The organism is Falsiroseomonas oleicola, assembly GCF_019029495.1.
Taxonomy (GTDB): Bacteria; Pseudomonadota; Alphaproteobacteria; order Acetobacterales; family Acetobacteraceae; genus Falsiroseomonas; species Falsiroseomonas oleicola.
The window spans coordinates 873,267-889,239 of the sequence record NZ_JAERQM010000001.1 but is presented as its reverse complement, the minus strand read 5'-3'; the positions used below and the strand labels follow the sequence as shown (position 1 = coordinate 889,239).

The 15,973-nt window shown below is 72.3% G+C and carries 18 protein-coding genes; 12 read left to right on the top strand and 6 right to left on the bottom strand.

Annotated elements, in window-relative coordinates; translation table 11 throughout:
• The first annotated feature begins 2 nt into the window (after positions 1-2).
• Positions 3-1,160 (top strand): YeeE/YedE thiosulfate transporter family protein, encoded by a 1,158-nt coding sequence (locus tag JJQ90_RS04160; RefSeq protein WP_216873171.1) that lies wholly within the window; start codon positions 3-5, stop codon positions 1,158-1,160.
• On the opposite strand, the gene JJQ90_RS04155 is transcribed toward JJQ90_RS04160, so the two are convergent.
• Both JJQ90_RS04155 and JJQ90_RS04150 read right to left on the bottom strand, forming a co-directional pair.
• Complete coding sequence (locus tag JJQ90_RS04155) at positions 1,087-2,016, bottom strand: bifunctional riboflavin kinase/FAD synthetase (protein WP_216873170.1); 930 nt, start codon at positions 2,014-2,016, stop codon at positions 1,087-1,089. The genes JJQ90_RS04160 and JJQ90_RS04155 overlap by 74 nt on opposite strands.
• Positions 2,013-2,606, bottom strand: a complete 594-nt coding sequence (locus JJQ90_RS04150; RefSeq protein WP_329959363.1) for an LOG family protein — start codon at positions 2,604-2,606, stop codon at positions 2,013-2,015. The genes JJQ90_RS04155 and JJQ90_RS04150 overlap by 4 nt, the downstream gene beginning before the upstream one ends.
• Positions 2,607-2,717: 111 nt before the next feature.
• Here JJQ90_RS04150 and JJQ90_RS04145 point away from each other — a divergent pair, with 111 nt between their 5' ends.
• Genes JJQ90_RS04145 through JJQ90_RS04130 form a run of 4 tightly spaced genes read left to right on the top strand, consistent with a single transcriptional unit; the run spans position 2,718 to position 6,221 of the window.
• Positions 2,718-3,857, top strand: coding sequence for a M20 family metallopeptidase (locus tag JJQ90_RS04145; RefSeq protein WP_216873169.1), 1,140 nt, complete (start codon positions 2,718-2,720; stop codon positions 3,855-3,857).
• Positions 3,830-4,180, top strand: a complete 351-nt coding sequence (locus JJQ90_RS04140; protein WP_329959362.1) for a YnfA family protein — start codon at positions 3,830-3,832, stop codon at positions 4,178-4,180. Before JJQ90_RS04145 ends, JJQ90_RS04140 begins: the two co-directional genes overlap by 28 nt.
• 10 nt (positions 4,181-4,190) lie before the next feature.
• A complete protein-coding gene (locus JJQ90_RS04135; RefSeq protein ID WP_216873168.1) occupies positions 4,191-4,865 on the top strand; it encodes an SDR family NAD(P)-dependent oxidoreductase in 675 nt (224 codons plus the stop codon).
• Between the two features lie 12 nt (positions 4,866-4,877).
• Positions 4,878-6,221, top strand: a complete 1,344-nt coding sequence (locus JJQ90_RS04130; RefSeq protein WP_216873167.1) for a tetratricopeptide repeat protein — start codon at positions 4,878-4,880, stop codon at positions 6,219-6,221.
• A gap of 45 nt (positions 6,222-6,266) precedes the next feature.
• Here JJQ90_RS04130 and JJQ90_RS04125 read toward each other — a convergent pair whose 3' ends face one another.
• Positions 6,267-7,247, bottom strand: coding sequence for an OmpA family protein (locus JJQ90_RS04125; protein ID WP_216873166.1), 981 nt, complete (start codon positions 7,245-7,247; stop codon positions 6,267-6,269).
• 82 nt (positions 7,248-7,329) lie between these two features.
• On the opposite strand from JJQ90_RS04125, the gene JJQ90_RS04120 reads away from it, so the two are divergent.
• The 7 genes from JJQ90_RS04120 to JJQ90_RS04090 all read left to right on the top strand — a co-directional run bounded on the left by JJQ90_RS04120 (position 7,330) and on the right by JJQ90_RS04090 (position 13,864).
• Entirely contained in the window at positions 7,330-7,758 is a 429-nt protein-coding gene (locus JJQ90_RS04120) for a CoA-binding protein (RefSeq protein WP_216873165.1), read from the top strand.
• A 134-nt stretch (positions 7,759-7,892) separates the two neighbouring features.
• Positions 7,893-8,603, top strand: a complete 711-nt coding sequence (locus JJQ90_RS04115; RefSeq protein ID WP_216873164.1) for a DUF2076 domain-containing protein — start codon at positions 7,893-7,895, stop codon at positions 8,601-8,603.
• A gap of 118 nt (positions 8,604-8,721) precedes the next feature.
• Positions 8,722-9,579, top strand: a complete 858-nt coding sequence (locus JJQ90_RS04110; RefSeq protein ID WP_216873163.1) for a LysR substrate-binding domain-containing protein — start codon at positions 8,722-8,724, stop codon at positions 9,577-9,579.
• Positions 9,576-10,706 (top strand): non-hydrolyzing UDP-N-acetylglucosamine 2-epimerase, encoded by a 1,131-nt coding sequence (wecB, locus tag JJQ90_RS04105; protein ID WP_216873162.1) that lies wholly within the window; start codon positions 9,576-9,578, stop codon positions 10,704-10,706. The genes JJQ90_RS04110 and wecB overlap by 4 nt, the downstream gene beginning before the upstream one ends.
• Entirely contained in the window at positions 10,688-11,935 is a 1,248-nt protein-coding gene (wecC, locus tag JJQ90_RS04100; protein WP_329959361.1) for a UDP-N-acetyl-D-mannosamine dehydrogenase, read from the top strand. The genes wecB and wecC overlap by 19 nt, the downstream gene beginning before the upstream one ends.
• Positions 11,936-11,992: 57 nt before the next feature.
• Positions 11,993-13,216 carry an MFS transporter gene (locus tag JJQ90_RS04095; RefSeq protein ID WP_216873161.1) on the top strand — a complete coding sequence of 408 codons (1,224 nt, stop codon included), beginning with the start codon at positions 11,993-11,995 and terminating at the stop codon, positions 13,214-13,216.
• Positions 13,217-13,864 carry a trimeric intracellular cation channel family protein gene (locus JJQ90_RS04090; RefSeq protein ID WP_216873160.1) on the top strand — a complete coding sequence of 216 codons (648 nt, stop codon included), beginning with the start codon at positions 13,217-13,219 and terminating at the stop codon, positions 13,862-13,864. It abuts the gene before it with no gap.
• 6 nt (positions 13,865-13,870) lie between these two features.
• Here JJQ90_RS04090 and JJQ90_RS04085 read toward each other — a convergent pair whose 3' ends face one another.
• From JJQ90_RS04085 to hemC, 3 genes are all read right to left on the bottom strand, one after another.
• Entirely contained in the window at positions 13,871-14,221 is a 351-nt protein-coding gene (locus JJQ90_RS04085; RefSeq protein ID WP_216873159.1) for a bleomycin resistance protein, read from the bottom strand.
• Complete coding sequence (locus JJQ90_RS04080; RefSeq protein ID WP_216873158.1) at positions 14,218-14,826, bottom strand: nitroreductase family protein; 609 nt, start codon at positions 14,824-14,826, stop codon at positions 14,218-14,220. Before JJQ90_RS04080 ends, JJQ90_RS04085 begins: the two co-directional genes overlap by 4 nt.
• 103 nt (positions 14,827-14,929) lie before the next feature.
• Positions 14,930-15,973, bottom strand: coding sequence for a hydroxymethylbilane synthase (gene hemC / locus JJQ90_RS04075; protein WP_216873157.1), 1,044 nt, complete (start codon positions 15,971-15,973; stop codon positions 14,930-14,932).

Below are 15,973 nucleotides of genomic sequence, written 5' to 3'. Positions count from 1 at the left end.
CCTTGGCTTCCCTGGTCCTGCCCCGGCCGCATTGGCCCGGCCTGCTGCTGGGCCTCGCCGGGGTGGCGCTGGTTCTGGCGCTGCTGCCACAACCTGCGAAGCTGCCGGTCTTCGCCGTGGCGCTGGCGCTGGGCGTGGCCTTCGTGCTGCTGGATTACGGCTTCGCCGGCGGCTACCGGGCCTTGCTGGAACAGGGCGATGGGCGGGCGCTGGGCGCCAGCTTCATCGCGCCCGCGGTGGCGGCGCTGGTGGTGCTGCCGGTCGGGCTGCTGGCCGAGGGTTTTGGGCGCTTCGTCGCGCCGATCGGGCTGCCGCTGCTGGGCGGCGCCATGGTCTTCGGGGTCGGCATGCAACTGGCCAATGGCTGCGGTTCCGGCACGCTGGTCGCGGCCGGGCAGGGGTCGCGCCGGATGTGGGTGGCGCTGCCCTTCTTCTGCCTGGGCGGGGTGCTGGGCAGCCTGATGGTGCCCGCCGCGATGCGGCTGCCCGATCTCGGCGTGGTGGATTTCGGCGCCCTGCTCGGCCCCTGGGGCGGGCTGGCGGCGACCCTGGCCGTTCTGCTGGCCGGCGCGCTGCTGGTGCTGCGCGGGGCCTGGCCGTCGGCGGCAGCCTTGCGCGCCGGGGCGATCATCGGCGTGCTGGCGGGGCTGATGTTCCTCGCCTCCGGCCTGCCCTGGGGCATCACCACCGGGCTGACGCTCTGGGGCGCCAAGGTGGCGATGATGATGGGCGCCGACATGCCCGCCGCCGCATTCTGGGCTGAGGGTTGGACCCGGGCGGCGCTGGAGGGGCCGGTGCTGGCGCTGGATTCCTCCCTCGCCGATGTCGGGCTGCTGCTCGGCGCGCTGCTGGCCGCGGCGGCCCAGGGCCGGCTGCGGCATCGCCAGCCGCTGGGCCTGCGCGGCGCGGCCGGGGCGGCGCTGGGCGGGGTGCTGATGGGGGTGGGCGCGCGCCTCGCCTTCGGCTGCAATGTCGGCGCCTTCCTGGGCGGCGGCGCCTCCGGCAGCCTGCATGGCGTGCTCTGGGTGGCGGCGACGCTGCCGGGCTGCTGGCTCGGCATCCGGCTGCGGCCGGTGTTTGGGCTGCCTACAAGCCCAGGACCCGCCGCGCCTCCGCCGCATCCGCCGCGATCGCCGCCTTCAGCGCTTCCAGCCCCGTGAAGGTCGCGTCCGGCCGCAGGAAGCGTACCAGCCGCACGCCGATCTCCTGGTCATAGAGGTCGCCGCTGAAGTCGAAGATGTGGGTTTCCAGCCGGGTCACCGGGTCGCCGCCGAGCGTCGGCCGGCGGCCGACATTGGCGACGCCATCCACCACCCGCCCATCCGACAGCGCCACCCGCACGGCATAGACGCCGCGCGCCGGCTCCAGATGCCGGCCGAGCAGGATGTTGGCGGTGGGCCAGCCGAGTTCCCGGCCCAGCTTGTCGCCGTGGAAGACCTCCCCGCGCACCTCCCAGTCCCGGCCCAGCTCGGCGGCGGCACGGTCCGGATAGCCGTCCTGCAATGCGCGGCGGATGCGGGTGGAGGAGATCGGCCCACCCTCATCCACCACCGGCGGCACCACGGTCAGGCCGATGCCGCGCGCTTCCGCCTGCCGCGCGAGGAAGGCGACATCGCCGCCGCGGCGATGGCCGAAGGCGAAGTCGGCGCCGCAGGCAAGGTGCTTGGCGCCGAGGGAATCGTGCAGCACCTGTTCGACGAAGGCCTCGGCCGGCATGGCGGCCAGCCGCGCATCGAAGGGCAGGGCGAAGACGGTGGCCACGCCGTGTTCCGCCAGCGCCCGCGCCTTGGCCGGCAGCAGGGTCAGGCGGAAGGGCGGGTCCTCGGGCCGGAAATGCTCGCGCGGATGCGGCTCGAAGGTCAGGGCCGCCAGGGGCAGGTCGGGCCGCGCCGCATGGGCGGCGCGCAGCACCGCCAGATGGCCCAGATGCACGCCGTCGAAATTGCCCAGCGCCAGGGTGGCGCCGCGCGCCGCCGCCGGCACCGCGTGCCAGTCCTGGATGATGGCGGGCGTCACGTCTGGTCGGGCCGCAGCCAGGGCAGGGTGCCGCTGGGCAGGGCGAAGGCGTCCAGCCGGTCCAGCGCCTCCGCCACCGTGGCGGCCTGCATCGCCAGGGGGCGCTGCGACTCCCGCACGAAGCCTTCGGCCTGCATGAAGTCCAGGGTTTTCAGGAAGGGCTGCCAGAAGCCGGCGATATCGAGGAACACGACGCCCTTGGCCTGGATGCCGAGCTGCGCCCAGGTCAGCGCCTCCACCGCTTCTTCCAGCGTGCCGTAGCCGCCGGGCAGCACGATGAAGCCATCGGACAGCGCCGCCATCTTCGCCTTGCGCTCATGCATCGTGTCGACGACGTGCATCTCCACGCCGCCGCCATGGCCGACCTCGCGCTTCAGCAGGCCGTGCGGGATCACGCCGATCACCTCCGCCCCGGCGCTCAGCGCCGCATCGGCGGCAATGCCCATCAGCCCGACGGCGCCGCCGCCATAGACCAGCCCCATGCCGCGCCGCGCCACTTCGCGCCCCAGCTCCCGCGCCGCTTCGGCATATTCGGGCCGGGCGCCGGTCATGGAGCCGCAGAACACGCAAACCCGCTTGGTTTCGGCCACGCCCTACCTCCATGCTGCACCGCGAACGGCTGCGTTAGCCCTGCCCCGCCGGATCGACAAGGCCCGGGCGAGTTGCCACAACACGGCGCAGTCCAACGCAGGGAAGTCAGCATGCCCGCCACCACGATCGGCACCTCGGAACAGCTTCTGGAGGAGCTTCGGCTCTGGGTGGAGCAGGAGACGCCGACGACCGACCCGGTGGCGGTGAACCGGCTGATCGACCGCTGCGAGGCGGAGCTTCGCGCGGTGGGCGGCGAGATCACCCGGATTCCGGGGCGGGACGGTTTTGGCGACACGCTGCTCTGCCGCACCCCGGCCGAGGCCGGCAGCAACCAGGCGCCGGTGATGGTTTCGGGCCATCTCGACACGGTCTGGGACCATGGCAGCCTCGCCGGCCCGATGCCCTTCAAGATCGAGGGCGACAAGGCCTATGGCCCCGGCATCTACGACATGAAGGCCGGCTCCTTCATGGCGTTTCACAGCGTGCGGGAGATCCTGCGCCAGAAGATCCCGACGAGGCGGCCGATCGTGCTGCTGCTGACCCCGGATGAGGAGGTGGGCAGCCCGACCAGCCGCGACATCATCGAACAGACCGCCCGCGGCGCCCGCGCCGTGCTGATCCCGGAGCCGGCGGGGGCGGGCGGCGCCTGCGTCACGGCTCGGAAAGGCGTGGGGCGCTTCGTCATCAAGGTGCATGGCGTCTCCGCCCATGCCGGCGGCAACTGGGCGGAGGGCCGCAGCGCCGTCGTCGCCCTGTCCCGCCTGGTGCTGAAGATTCATGAGATGACGGACCTCGCGGCCGGCATCACCACCAATGTCGCCCCCTTCTTCGGCGGCACCCGCCCCAATGTCATCCCGCCCGAGGCCAGCGCGGAGGTGGATCTGCGGGTGCCGACCATCGCGGAAGGGGAGCGGATGGAGGCGCTGATTCTGGGACTTGCCGGCGAGCAGGACGGCATCCGCATCGAGATCACCGGCGGCATGAACCGCCCGCCCTTCGCCGAGAATGGCGAGATCGTCGCGCTGTATGAGCAGGCCAAGGCCCTGGCGGCAGCGGCGGGCTACACCCTGCCGAAGCAGCATCGCGGCGGCGGGTCGGACGGCAATTTCACCGCGGCCCTCGGCATTCCGACCCTGGACGGGCTGGGCTGCACCGGCGCCGGCGCCCATGCACCGCATGAGCACATCATCTGGACCGACCTCGCCGCGCGGTGCAGCACCCTGTGCGGGCTGCTGGAAGGCATCGACTGACCGGGCTGGTCTTCTATGCCCTGGCGGCGCTGGCGGAGATTGCCGGCTGCTTCGCCGTCTGGGTGGTGGTGCGGGACGGGCGGAGCGTCTGGTGGCTGCTGCCGGGCCTCGCCTGCCTGGCCTTCTTCGCCTGGGCGCTGACCCGCATCGACACGCCCTTCGCCGGCCGCGCCTATGCCGCCTATGGCGGCGTCTATATCGCCGCCTCGCTGACCTGGATGTGGGCGGTGGAGGGGGCGCGGCCGGATCGCTACGACCTGGCGGGCCTGTTGCTATGCCTCGGCGGGGCGGCGATCATCCTGTTCGCGCCACGCGCGGGGTAGGGGAAACGTCATGCCAAAAGCCTTGATCGTCGGCGCCGGGCCGGGCTTTTCGGCCAGCTTCGCCCGGCTTCTGGCCGCCGAGGGCTATGCCGTGGCGCTGGCCGCGCGGGACACCGCCAAGCTGGCGGCGCTGGCCGCCGAGACCGGCGCGAGCCTGCATCGCTGCGACGCCAGCGACCCCGCCCAGGTCGCCGCCCTGTTCGCCACGCCGGAGGCGGCGGAGGCGGAGGTGGTGCTCTACAACGCCTCCTTCCGCGTGCGCGGCCCGACGGTCGATCTGGCGCCGGAGGATGTGCGCCGCACGCTGGAGGTCTGTGCCTTCGGCGCCTTCCTCGTCGCCCAGCAGGCCGCCGCCCATATGCTGCCGCGCAAGGCGGGCACCATCCTGCTGACCGGCGCTTCCGCCGGGGTGAAGGGCTATGCCCGTTCTGCCCCCTTCGCCATGGGCAAGTTCGCGCTGCGCGGACTGGGGCAGGCCCTGGCGCGAGAACTGCATCCGCAGGGCATCCATGTGGTCCATATCGTGGTGGATGGCGGCATCCGCAGCGAAAGGCGGCCCGATCCGGGCCAGGATACGCTGCTGGACCCGGATGCCATCGCCACTGCGGCCCTGGCCGCCATCCGCCAGCCCCGAACTGCCTGGTCGGCCGAAATCGAGCTGCGGCCCTGGGTCGAGACTTTCTGAGGGAAACGTCCAATGCACCAAGATGCCCAGGGAAACACCCTGACCGTTGCCTCGGCGGAGGCGGCGCGGGCCTTCGACCATGCGATCGAGGGTTTTCTGAAATACCGCTTCGACACCGGGCTGCGGCTGAAGGCCTTCCTCACTGCCGATCCCACGGCGCCGCTGGGGCAGGTGATGGCGGGCTGCTTCGCCATGCTGGCCTATGACCGCGGCCTGCTCGGCCGCGCCGCCGGGGCGCTGGCCAAGGCGCAGGCGCTGCCGGCCAATCCGCGCGAAAAGGCCCATATGGCGGCGCTGTCGGCCTGGATCGACGGCACGCCCGAAAAGGCGCTGTCGATCTGGGAACAGATCACGGCGGAGCATCCGCGCGACCTGCTCGCCTTCCGCCTGCACCATTTCTGCGCCTTCTGGATGGGGGCGCCGGACCGGATGGTGACCCTGGTGGAACAGGTGATGCCGGGCTGGGCGGAGGATGTCGCCGGCTATGGCAGCGTGCTCGCCTGCCGCTGCTTCGCGCATGAGGAAACCGGCAGCTACACCATCGCCGAATATGCCGGCCGCCAGGCCGTGGCGCTGGACCCCGCCGACCTCTGGGCCGCGCATGGCGTCGCCCATGTGCTGGAAATGCAGGGCCGCCGCAGCGAGGGGCTGGACTGGATCGCCGCGCTGGAGCCGAACTGGGAGGGGGGCAACAACCTGATGCACCATCTCTGGTGGCACCAGGCCATGTTCCTGATGGAGCATCGCGACTTTGCGGGTGTGCTGCACCTCTACGACACGCGCTTCCGCAACCGTGACTCCAAGGTCCATCTGGCGCAGCCGGACCTCTATATCGATGTGCAGAACGCCGCCTCCATGCTGTTCCGGCTCGGGCTGCGCGGCGTCGCCGTGGGGGATCGCTGGGGCGAGCTGGCGGAGAAGGCGGAGGCCCGCATCGGCGACACGCTGTCCGCCTTTACCCAGCCGCACTGGATGATGGCCCTGACCGCGACAGGGCGGTGGGAGGCCGCGGGCCGCCTGCTGACGGCGCTGGAGGAGGCGGCGCGGGGCAATACCCACCATGCCCGCATCCTGCGTGAGGCGGCGCTGCCCGCCACCCGCGCCGTCGCCTTCCATGCCGAGGGCCGCCATGACGAGGCCTGCGCCGCCCTGCGCCCGGCCTTGGGTGGGCTGCACCGCCTCGGCGGCAGCCATGCCCAGCAGGATGTGCTGGAACAGGTCTTCGTCGATTCTGCCCTGAAGGCGGGGCGCCCGGGCGATGCGCGGCTGGCGCTGGAACGCGCCGCGGCCAAATCCCCGGTGGCGCCGGCGCGGCGCATTGGCTTCGCCGAAGCGGCGCTGAGCGTCGGCTTCTGAGCGGCGGCTGCCGCACCCATGGCGCCCGGCTGGCGGAGCTGCAGGCTACCGCCTGACGATCTCCACCCGCCGATTCCGTGCCCGGCCCGCCTCGTCGTCATTGCGCGCCAGCGGCGCGGCCATGCCGGCGCCGAAGGCAGTCAGGCGGGCGGCGGGAATGCCGAAGTCCCGGGTCAGCGCGGCCACCACCGCCTGCGCCCGCCGGGCCGAAAGGCCGAGATTGTAGTCGAATTCGCCCTGCGAATCGGTGTGCCCGGTGACCACCACCCGCAGCGCCGCATTCGCGCGCAGGAAGCGCGCCACCTCCTCCAGCGTCGGACGGCTGTCGGGCAGGATCTCGGCGCTGTCGAAGGCGAAGTTGATGCCATAGAGCGCGACGCGCCCCGTCTCCTCCACCGCGCGCTGCATGGCGGAGGCATCGACGAAGGTGATGCGATCGGCCTGCATCGGCCGCGCCTCCACCACATCGACCAGCAGTTGCGGGCCGCCGCGGTTCTCCACCGCGAGCATCGCGACCAGAACCTCGCCCTCCGGCCGTTCCAGTCGGGCGAGCAGATAGCTCTGGTCGCGCCAGGCGCTGGTCAGGCGGGGGCCCGGGCCGGGGGCGCTCTCCACCACCGCGTTCCAGAAGGCGGCGGGGTCGCCGCAGGCCTGGGCGCGGCAGGCGAAGACGGTCGCAAAGCCCTTCGCCGCCAGGGCCTGCTGGTGGTTGCGCAGCACCTCCGCCGCGCTGCGGCCGGCCGGCGCCTCATAGCGCAGGCGCCAGGCGCGGCCGGCGACGGGCCGGGAGTTGCGGTCGTTGATGAGCGTGCCGGTCTGCTGCCGGTCCCGGTTCAGCACCTGGCGGTCGATCATGCGGAATTCGTCGAATTCGCGGCTGTGATGGTGGCGCAGCACCGCGCCTTCATAGCGCCCGACCAGGGGATGGTCCCGCCCGCCCGCGACATCGCCGCCCGGCTGCGCGCGGACCGGACCCAGCGGCAGCGCCACCAGCAACACAGCGAGGAGCAGGACGAGCCTCGTCATGGCGCAATCATCGCCCAGCCGTGACGCTCGCCGCAAGCGCCAGATGGCTTTGCGGGTGGCGGCGAAGGGCGCAGACTGGGCTATGGGCCCTGACGATTCCGCGATCCGCGACCTGCTCCTCGCCACCCGGCGCATCGCCGTGGTCGGTGCCTCCGACCGGCCGGACCGGGCGAGCCATGGCGTCTTCGGCTTCCTGCTGGAGCGTGGCTACGACGCCGTGCCGGTGAATCCGGTGCTGGCGGGCAGGACGGTCCATGGCCGCACCGTGGTGGCCGGGCTGGCGGAGGCCGCGCCGCTCGACATGGTCGATGTGTTCCGCCGCAGCGCCGAGGCCGGGGCCGTGGTGGATGAAGCGGTGCGGCTGGGCGCGAAATCGGTCTGGCTGCAGCTCGGCGTGGTGGATGAGGCGGCGGCCGTCCGGGCAAGGGCGGCGGGGCTGGTGGTGGTGGTGGATCGCTGCCCGGCCATCGAATGGCGCCGGCTGGGCCTGCCGCCGCGCATCGGTCACTGAACGTCACGCGGACGCCGCTTGAAATCTGTGCCCGGCCGGGCCAATTCCGCCTCCGGATGACACGCCGGTAACGATCGGGGGCGGAACCCCCGAGGGCTGGCGACATCGGCCACACGCAGAGGAAGCAGGGACACATGACGGACGAGGAACGCCGGATCATCACCGGCTATGTGGAGCGGGTGAGCGGCGCCGCCGGCGCGGCACCAGCGCGCCCGGCCTCGCCCTGGGGGGCGCTGGGCGGCGGCCAGCAGGCACCGGCGCAGCCGCTGCCGCCGGTGGATCCGGAGGCCGACCGGCTGATCGGGGACCTGTTCACCCGCTATCCGGAAGCCCGCTACCGCATCACCCAGACCGCCTTCGTGCAGGAGCATGCGGTGGTGGAGATGCAGAACCGCATCCAGCAGTTGGAATGGGAGCTGGAACAGGCCCAGTCCCAGGCGCAGCAGGCCCAGCAGCAGCCGCGCGGGCTGCTCGGCGGCATGTTCGGCGGCGGCCAGCAGCAGCGCCCGATGATGCGCACCCGGCCGCAGCCGCAGCCGCAATACCCGCCGGGCTACAACCCCCAGGCGCTTCAGCAGGGCCAGAGCGGCGGCTTCATGCGCACCGCGATGATGACCGCGGTCGGCGTGGCCGGCGGCATGATGCTGGGCAATGCGCTGATGTCCGCCTTCTCCGGCGGCGGCGCGGCCGAGGCGGCGACGACCGGCGCGGCCGATGCCGGTGCCTTCGGCCAGGAGCAGGTGCCGACCTCCTCCCCCTGGACCGATCCGGGGCAGGACCAGGCGGGCTACCAGGATGATGCCGGCGCCTGGGACGATGGCGGCGGCTACGACGAGGATATCTGAAGCTCGGCCACTGCTTGACGTGACCGGTTGAACGGGCGGCGCGAGGGATCGCGCCGCCCGTTTTGTCTTTCAACCGCGGGTTGCCCGTTTACCAACAATTCACCATCATCGTCGGGCCATGCGTATACCCGACCTGGATCTGGATCTGCTGCGCTGTTTCGTCATGGTCGCGGAGCAGGGCGGCTTCACGGCCGCCGGCGGTGTGCTCGGCCTGACCCAATCCGCCATCAGCCTGAAGGTGAAGCGGCTGGAGGACCTGGTCCGCCGCCCGGTGTTCCGCCGCACCTCCCGCCGTGTCGAGCTGACCGGGGAGGGGGAGATGCTGCTGGCCTATGCCCGGCGGATGCTGGCCCTGAATGACGAGGCGGTGCGGCGCATGGTGGCGCCACCGATCGCCGGCCGGCTGCGGCTCGGCGTCGCCGACCATTTCGTGCCGCGCAGCCTGGCCCATATCCTGGCCCGCTTCGCCCGCACCTATCCGGAGGCGCGGCTGGAGGTGGAGGTCGGCCGCAGCCACGAACTCCGCGCCAAGCAGGAGGCCGGCGGCCTCGACCTGGTGCTCGGCAAGCGCCGGGACGGGGAGGTGGCGGGCGTGCCGATCTGGACGGAGGCGGTGGTCTGGGCCGCCGCGCCGGATTGGTTGGCACCGGAAGGCCGGCCTTTGCCGCTGGCGCTGCTGCCGGAGGGCTGCATGTTCCGCGACCGCGCGCTGCGCGCCCTGTCCCGCGCCGGGCTTGCCTGCGAACCGGTCTTCACCTGCGACAGCCTGCTGGGCCTGGCCGCCGCCGCCCAGGCCGGCTTCGCCTTGACCGTGCTCGGCCGCAGCGGCTTCCCCGCCGGGCTGCGGGAGGTGACGGGCCTGCCGGAGCTGGGGCAGGTGGAGATGGCGGTCTTCGGCGATGCCGAGGGCCGCAGCCAGGTGGTGCAGCCGCTGATCGGCTTCATCCGCGAATCCCTCGGCGCCGCCGCGGGATGATCCCGGCCACGCCGCGTCCCTGCCGGGTGCTGGTGGTCTTCGGCACACGGCCGGAGGCGATCAAGATGATGCCGGTGCTGGCCGCGCTGCGCCGCCAGCCAAGCCTCGCCCCCATCGCCTGCGCCACCGGTCAGCATGCCCGGCTGGTGGCGGAGGTGCTGGCCGAATTCGACGAGCGGGCGGAGATCGACCTGGGCAGCCAGCCCGCCGGCCAGTCGCTGCCGCTGCTCACCGCCTATCTGCTCACCGCTACGTCCGGGGCGCTGGCCGCCACGCGGCCGGACCTGGTGCTGGTGCAGGGCGACACGCTCAGCGCCTTCGCAGCGGCGCTGGCGGCGCATCAGTCGGGCATTCCGGTGGGCCATGTGGAGGCCGGGCTGCGCTCCGGCGATCTGGGCAATCCCTGGCCGGAGGAATTCCACCGCGTCGCCATCGATGCGCTGGCGGCGCTGCGCTTTGCCCCCACCGCGGCGGCAGCGGCGCATCTGCGCGCGGAATACGGGGAGGGGCGGGTGCTGGTCACCGGCAATACCGGGATCGACGCGCTGTTCCGCCATCGCCGCAGCGGGGTGGTGCCGGTCGCCGTTGCCCCGGGCCGCCGCCTGCTGCTGGTCACCGCGCATCGGCGGGAGAACTGGGGCGCGCCGCTGATGCGGATCGCGGAGGCCGTGGCGGCGCTGGCGGCGCGCGGCGATGTCGAGATCGCCTGGCCGCTGCACCCCAACCCGGCGGTGCGCGACCCGGTGACGGCTCGGCTGGCCGGCGTGGCGGGGGTGCATCTGCTGGCGCCCTTGCCCTATTGCGACAGCATCGCCCTGATGAACGCCGCCACCCTGGTGCTGACCGACAGTGGCGGGTTGCAGGAGGAAGCGCCGGCATTGGGCCGCCCCGTGCTGGTGCTCCGCGAACAGACGGAGCGGCCGGAGGTGGTCGAGGCCGGCGCCGCCCTGGTCACCGGCACCGGCACCACCGCGATCCTGGCCGCCGCCAATGCCCTGCTGGACGACCCCGCGCGGCTGGCCGCGATGAGCCGCCCGGTCTTCCCCTATGGCGATGGCCGCGCCGCCGAGCGGATCGCGCAGGCGGTGGCGGCGTGGTGGGAGGCTCGGTGCGGCGTCTCTGCGTGATGGGACTTGGCTATATCGGCCTGCCCACCGCGGCCATGCTGGCGGCCCGCGGCCATGCCGTGCTGGGCTGCGACACCGATCCGCGCGTGGTCAAGGCGGTGGCCTCCGGCCAGGCGCATTTCCGGGAGCCTGACCTCGACAGCCTGCTGGCCGCCGCCTTGGCCACGGGGCGGCTGGTGGCGCAAGGCGCGCCGAGGCCGGCGGAGGTGTTTCTCATTGCCGTGCCGACGCCGCTCGGGCCGGGCAACCGCGCCGACCTTTCGGCCGTCTGGGCCGCGACGGACGCCATCGCGCCGCTGCTGAAGCCGGGCGACCTGGTGATCCTGGAATCGACCTGCCCGGTCGGCACGACGGAGGCGCTGGCCGCCCGCATCGCCGCAGCCCGTCCCGACCTGGCGCTGCCCATGCGCGGCGTCCCGGCCCCGCCTGGCTGCGTGCATCTGGCGCATTGCCCGGAACGGGTGCTGCCCGGCGCCATGCTGCGGGAGCTGGTGGCGAATGACCGGATCATCGGCGGCCTGACCCCCGGCTGCGCCGAAAGCGCCCGCGCGCTCTATGCCGGCTTCGTCACCGGCCAGTGCCATGTCACCGACAGCCGCACGGCGGAACTGGCAAAACTGGCGGAGAACGCCTTTCGCGACGTGAACATAGCCTTCGCCAATGAACTGGCAGACATTGCAATAGGTGTGCAGGTGGACCCCTGGGCCGCCATCGCCCTGGCCAACCGCCATCCCCGCGTGGCGATCCTGGCGCCCGGCCCCGGGGTGGGCGGGCATTGCATCGCCGTCGATCCCTGGTTCCTGGCCGAGTCGGCGCCGGAGGGCGCGCCGCTGATCCGCGCCGCCCGGGCGGTGAACGATGCGCGGCCCGGCCACGTCGCCGCGGCGATCCGGGCGCTGGCGCGGCCGGGCGCCGCCGTGGCCTGCCTCGGCCTGACCTACAAGCCGGATGTGGGCGATCTGCGCGCCAGCCCGGCCCTGGCCGTGGCCGAGGAACTGTCGCGCGACGGCACGCTGCGCCTGATCTGCTGCGACCCGCTGTTGGCGGCGCTGCCGCCGCCGTTGGCGGGGCGCCCGGGGGTGGTCCTGGCGGGGCTGGAATCGGCGCTGGCCCAGGCGGATGTCGTCGCCATCCTGGTGGCGCATCGCGCCTTCCGGGCACTTGGCGCCCCGGCCTTGCAGGGCAGGACGGTGCTGGATGCGGTCGGGATGCTGGTGGCGGCGGTTTGACCTGCCGGCCCCGCCGGATGCACTCTGGAGGCTCTCGCCGCGGAGCCCTGGTCCGGCATGTCCTCCTCCCCTGATGCGCCACCCCCCGCCCAGGATGCGCGCATCCTGGCGCTGATCGGCACCGGGCATTTCCTCAGCCATTTCTACATGCTGTGCCTGCCGCCGCTGTTCCTGGTCTGGCGCGACGAATTCGACGTTTCCTTCGCCGCACTCGGCCTGGCGGTGGCGTTGATGAGCGGGGTGACGGCGGCCTTGCAGACCCCCGTGGGCTTCCTGGTGGACAAGCATGGCGCGCGGCCCTTCCTGGTGGGCGGCGTGCTGCTGATGGCGCTTTCCATCGCCGCGATGGCCTTCGCGCCGGGGTATTGGGCGATCCTGCTGCTGGCGCTGCTGTCGGGCGTGGGCAATTCGGTGATCCACCCGGCGGACTACGCCATCCTCGGCGGGTCGATCCCTCCGAGCCGCATCGGCCGCGCCTTCGCCATGCACACCTTCACCGGCAATCTCGGCTTCGCCGCCGGGCCGCCGGTGATCGCGGGAATGCTTTTGGTGATGGGCTGGCGGCCGGCGCTGCTGATCCTGGGGCTGGTGGGCCTTCCGGTGGTGCTGGGCATCCTGTGGCAAAGCCGCATCCTGCGCGACCAGGCCAAGCCGAAGGACCGCAAGGCCGGCCCGACGGGGCGGGAGCTGCTGCTGTCGCGGCCCATCCTGCTGTTCTTCGGCTTCTTCCTGCTCTCGGCCATGGCCGGCACCGCGATCCAGGCCTTTTCCATCACCGTGCTGGGGGAGCTCTGGGGCACCCCGGTGGCCGTCGCCTCCCTCGCCCTGACCGGCTACATGATGGGCGCCACGGGCGGCACGCTGGTGGGCGGCTGGTTCGCGGACCGGTCGAAGAAGCACCTCGCCTTCATCGTCGCTTTGACCCTGGTGGCCGCGGCGCTGCTGCTGGTGATGGGGCTGGTGCCGATGCCGGACTGGCTGCTGCCCTTGGTGGCCGGCGCGGCGGGGCTGGCGCTCGGCTCCTCCCGCACCCCGCGCGACGTGATGCTGAAGGATGCGATCCCGCCGGGGCAGATGGGCAAGGTCTTCGGCTTCGTCTCCTCCGGCCTGCCGCTGGGCGGCGCCATCACCCCGGTGCCCTTCGGCTGGCTGATCGATATCGGCCTAGCCTGGCTGGTGCTGCCGCTGGCGGCGGCGCTGCTCGTCGCCTCCCTGTTCTGCATGGGGGGTGCCGGGCAGGCGGCGCGGGCGGCGCGGCCGATCGCCGTGCCGGCGGAATAATTGGGCGGTCTCGATACCGCGCTGCGGGCGCTGGACCTGCTGGGCATCGCGGTCTTCGCCGCCTCCGGCGCGCTGGTGGCCAGCCGCAAGCAGTTGGACGCGGTGGGCTTCGTGCTGATCGGCATGGTCACCGGCTTCGGCGGTGGCACGGTGCGCGACCTGCTGCTGGGGCGCACGCCGCTGTTCTGGCTGAAGCAGCCGGAACTGCCGGCGATCGCCGCCGCGGCCGCGCTGCTGGTGTTCTTCTTCGCCCATCGGGTGGAAAGCCGTTTCAAAGCGCTGCTCTGGGCCGATGCGCTGGGCATGGCGCTGTTCGCGGTGCTGGGGGCGGAGATCGCGCTGATCGCGGGGGCGGAAGCCTGGGCGGCGGTGCTGCTCGGCACCGTGACGGCCACGGCGGGCGGCATCCTGCGCGATGTGATCTGCGACGAGGTGCCGCTGATCCTGCGCAAGGAAATCTACATCACCGCCGCCGCCGCTGCGGCCCTGGCCTATGTGGCGCTGCGCCTGGCGCCCCTGCCGCGCGACTGGTCGCTGATAGCGGGCATCGCGCTGGGCTTCGGCATCCGCGGCGCCGCGATCTGGCGCGGCTGGTCGCTGCCGGCCTTCAAGCCCCGGCCGGCGCGCGATTATCCGGACGAGCGATAGCCGTCCCTACACTTCCGCGCAGCCGAAGCGCAGCAGGTTGCCGTGCGGGTCGATCAGGTGGAATTCGTGCATGTTCCACGGCCGCAGCTCAAAGGGCGACAGGCCGGGCACGCCGGCCGCGCTGAATTCGGCATGCAGCGCCGGCACCTGCCCGCCCCGGATGTAGCAGGAGGTATGCTCCGGATGGCTGCGGTCCGTGCTGAGCCAGAAATGCAGCTCCATCGCATCCCGCTTCACGATGGCATAGTTGTCGCCATAGGCCTCGCCGCCGAAGCCCAGGCGGTCGCGATAGAAGTCCAGCGTCTCCGCCATGTTGAGCGAGGCGAGGACGGGGATGCATTGCGCCAGGTCGGTCATGCCGGCTGCCAATCCCGCCAGAACCCATCCGGCGCCGGGCGCTCGGGGCGGGGGCGCTCGGCCTCCGGCGTGCCGACATAGATCCAGCCAAGCAGCCGGTCCGCTTCCGCGAAGCCCAGCGCGGCCTTGATCGCCGGGTCCTGAAGCGCGCCGGAGGACAGCCAGCAGCAGCCGAAGCCCATGGAATCCAGGGCATTGAGGAAATTCATGATGCCGGCGGAGGCCGTGGCCTCCTGCTCCCAGGCCGGAATCTTGGAATGCGCCCGCAGTACGGCGCCGGCGGCGACCACCAGCGGGGCGCGCAGCGGCTTGGCGCGTTCCAGGTCGAGGCGCGCCTCCGTCGTCTCCGGCTCCCGCGCCTTCAGGGATTGCGCCAGCAGCTCGCCGAAGGCAGCGCGGGCCTCGCCCTGGATGCCGACGAAGCGCCAGGGGCGCAGCCAGCCATGGTCCGGCGCGCGGGCGGCGGCGGAGACGGCGAGCGACAGCGCCGCCGCATCCGGGGCCGGATCATGCAACTGGCGGGGCGGGACGGAGGCGCGGGCGAGAAGGGCGCGGAGCGCCGGATTCGGCGGGGCCTCGGAGGTGGGGAAGGGCGCTTCGGGCATGGTCGTCCTGCGGCAGGGTGCGACCTAGATGATGCGAACCATTCTCAATTGCAAGTATAGGAATGTGACACCCGGGGGGGGCGAACCCCCCCGGCGTCACCGCTCAGCCAAAAATATCGGCCGGGCTGTCAATCCGCAGGCTGTCGCCCAGCTCCCGGCCCATCCGCGCCGCATCGGCCGGCGCGCCCCAAAGCTTGCGCTTGAGCAGGAAGGATCCGTCGGCGCGGGCCACCAGCCCGGTCAGCTGCAACTGGCCATCCGCCAGAAGCTGGGCATGGCCGCCGATCGGCGTGCGGCAGGACCCGTCCAGCGCGCCCAGCAGGCCGCGCTCGGCGGCGCTGACGCAGGCGGCGTCGCGATCCTCGATGGCGGAGAGCAGCTCGCGCAGCTCCACGTCATCGGCGCGCACGGTGACGCCGACGATGCCCTGGCAGGCGGCGGGCACCATGGTCTCGGCGTCCAGCACCACCGCGGCCTCGTGCTCCATCTCCATGCGCTTGAGGCCGGCGATGGCGAGCAGGGAGGCCTGCGGCCCGCCCTCTGCCCGCACCTTGGCCAGGCGCATCTGCACATTGCCGCGGATGATCTCCACCCGCAGGTCCGGCCGGGCATGCAGCAACTGGCTCTGCCGGCGGATGGAGGCGGTGCCGATCAGCGCGCCATGCGGCAGGCAGGCATAGGGGTCCTCCGCCGCCATGCCTTCCGCCGCGCGGCCGAGCACGATGGCGTCCCGGCTGTCCTCCCGCTTCAGGGCGCAGGCGAGCACGATGCCGGGCGGCAGTTCCGTCTCCAGGTCCTTCATGCTGTGGACCGCGAAATCCACGCGGCCATCCAGCAGCGCCTCATGAATTTCCTTGGCGAACAGGCCCTTGCCGCCGATATCGGCCAGCCGCCGGTCCTGCACCATGTCGCCGGAGGTGGCGATGACGCATTCCTCGAAGGCGTTCACCTGGCGCAGCAGCGGGCAGACCTTGGTGATGAGGCCAAGGAAATGCCGCGTCTGCCACAAAGCGAGCGGGGAGCCTCGGGTGCCGACCCGCAGCGGCAGGGTGCGGGTGCTGTTCCGGTGCTGCGGCGAATGGCCATGGATCGCGCCGCGCTTGCGCATCGCCTCGGCGGCGGTGGAATCCTGGGATGACAATAACAT

What these genes read in the sequence shown, in the direction of transcription:
- JJQ90_RS04120 (WP_216873165.1), top strand. Translation starts at nt 7,330, where the DNA reads ATGGGCCCTGACGATTCCGCGATCCGCGACCTGCTCCTCGCCACCCGG.
- JJQ90_RS04110 (WP_216873163.1), top strand. Translation starts at nt 8,722, where the DNA reads ATGCGTATACCCGACCTGGATCTGGATCTGCTGCGCTGTTTCGTCATG.
- JJQ90_RS04095 (WP_216873161.1), top strand. Translation starts at nt 11,993, where the DNA reads ATGTCCTCCTCCCCTGATGCGCCACCCCCCGCCCAGGATGCGCGCATC.
- JJQ90_RS04125 (WP_216873166.1), bottom strand. Translation starts at nt 7,247, where the DNA reads ATGACGAGGCTCGTCCTGCTCCTCGCTGTGTTGCTGGTGGCGCTGCCG.
- JJQ90_RS04130 (WP_216873167.1), top strand. Translation starts at nt 4,878, where the DNA reads ATGCACCAAGATGCCCAGGGAAACACCCTGACCGTTGCCTCGGCGGAG.
- JJQ90_RS04115 (WP_216873164.1), top strand. Translation starts at nt 7,893, where the DNA reads ATGACGGACGAGGAACGCCGGATCATCACCGGCTATGTGGAGCGGGTG.
- JJQ90_RS04145 (WP_216873169.1), top strand. Translation starts at nt 2,718, where the DNA reads ATGCCCGCCACCACGATCGGCACCTCGGAACAGCTTCTGGAGGAGCTT.
- hemC (WP_216873157.1), bottom strand. Translation starts at nt 15,973, where the DNA reads ATGTTATTGTCATCCCAGGATTCCACCGCCGCCGAGGCGATGCGCAAG.
- JJQ90_RS04135 (WP_216873168.1), top strand. Translation starts at nt 4,191, where the DNA reads ATGCCAAAAGCCTTGATCGTCGGCGCCGGGCCGGGCTTTTCGGCCAGC.
- JJQ90_RS04085 (WP_216873159.1), bottom strand. Translation starts at nt 14,221, where the DNA reads ATGACCGACCTGGCGCAATGCATCCCCGTCCTCGCCTCGCTCAACATG.
- wecB (WP_216873162.1), top strand. Translation starts at nt 9,576, where the DNA reads ATGATCCCGGCCACGCCGCGTCCCTGCCGGGTGCTGGTGGTCTTCGGC.
- JJQ90_RS04080 (WP_216873158.1), bottom strand. Translation starts at nt 14,826, where the DNA reads ATGCCCGAAGCGCCCTTCCCCACCTCCGAGGCCCCGCCGAATCCGGCG.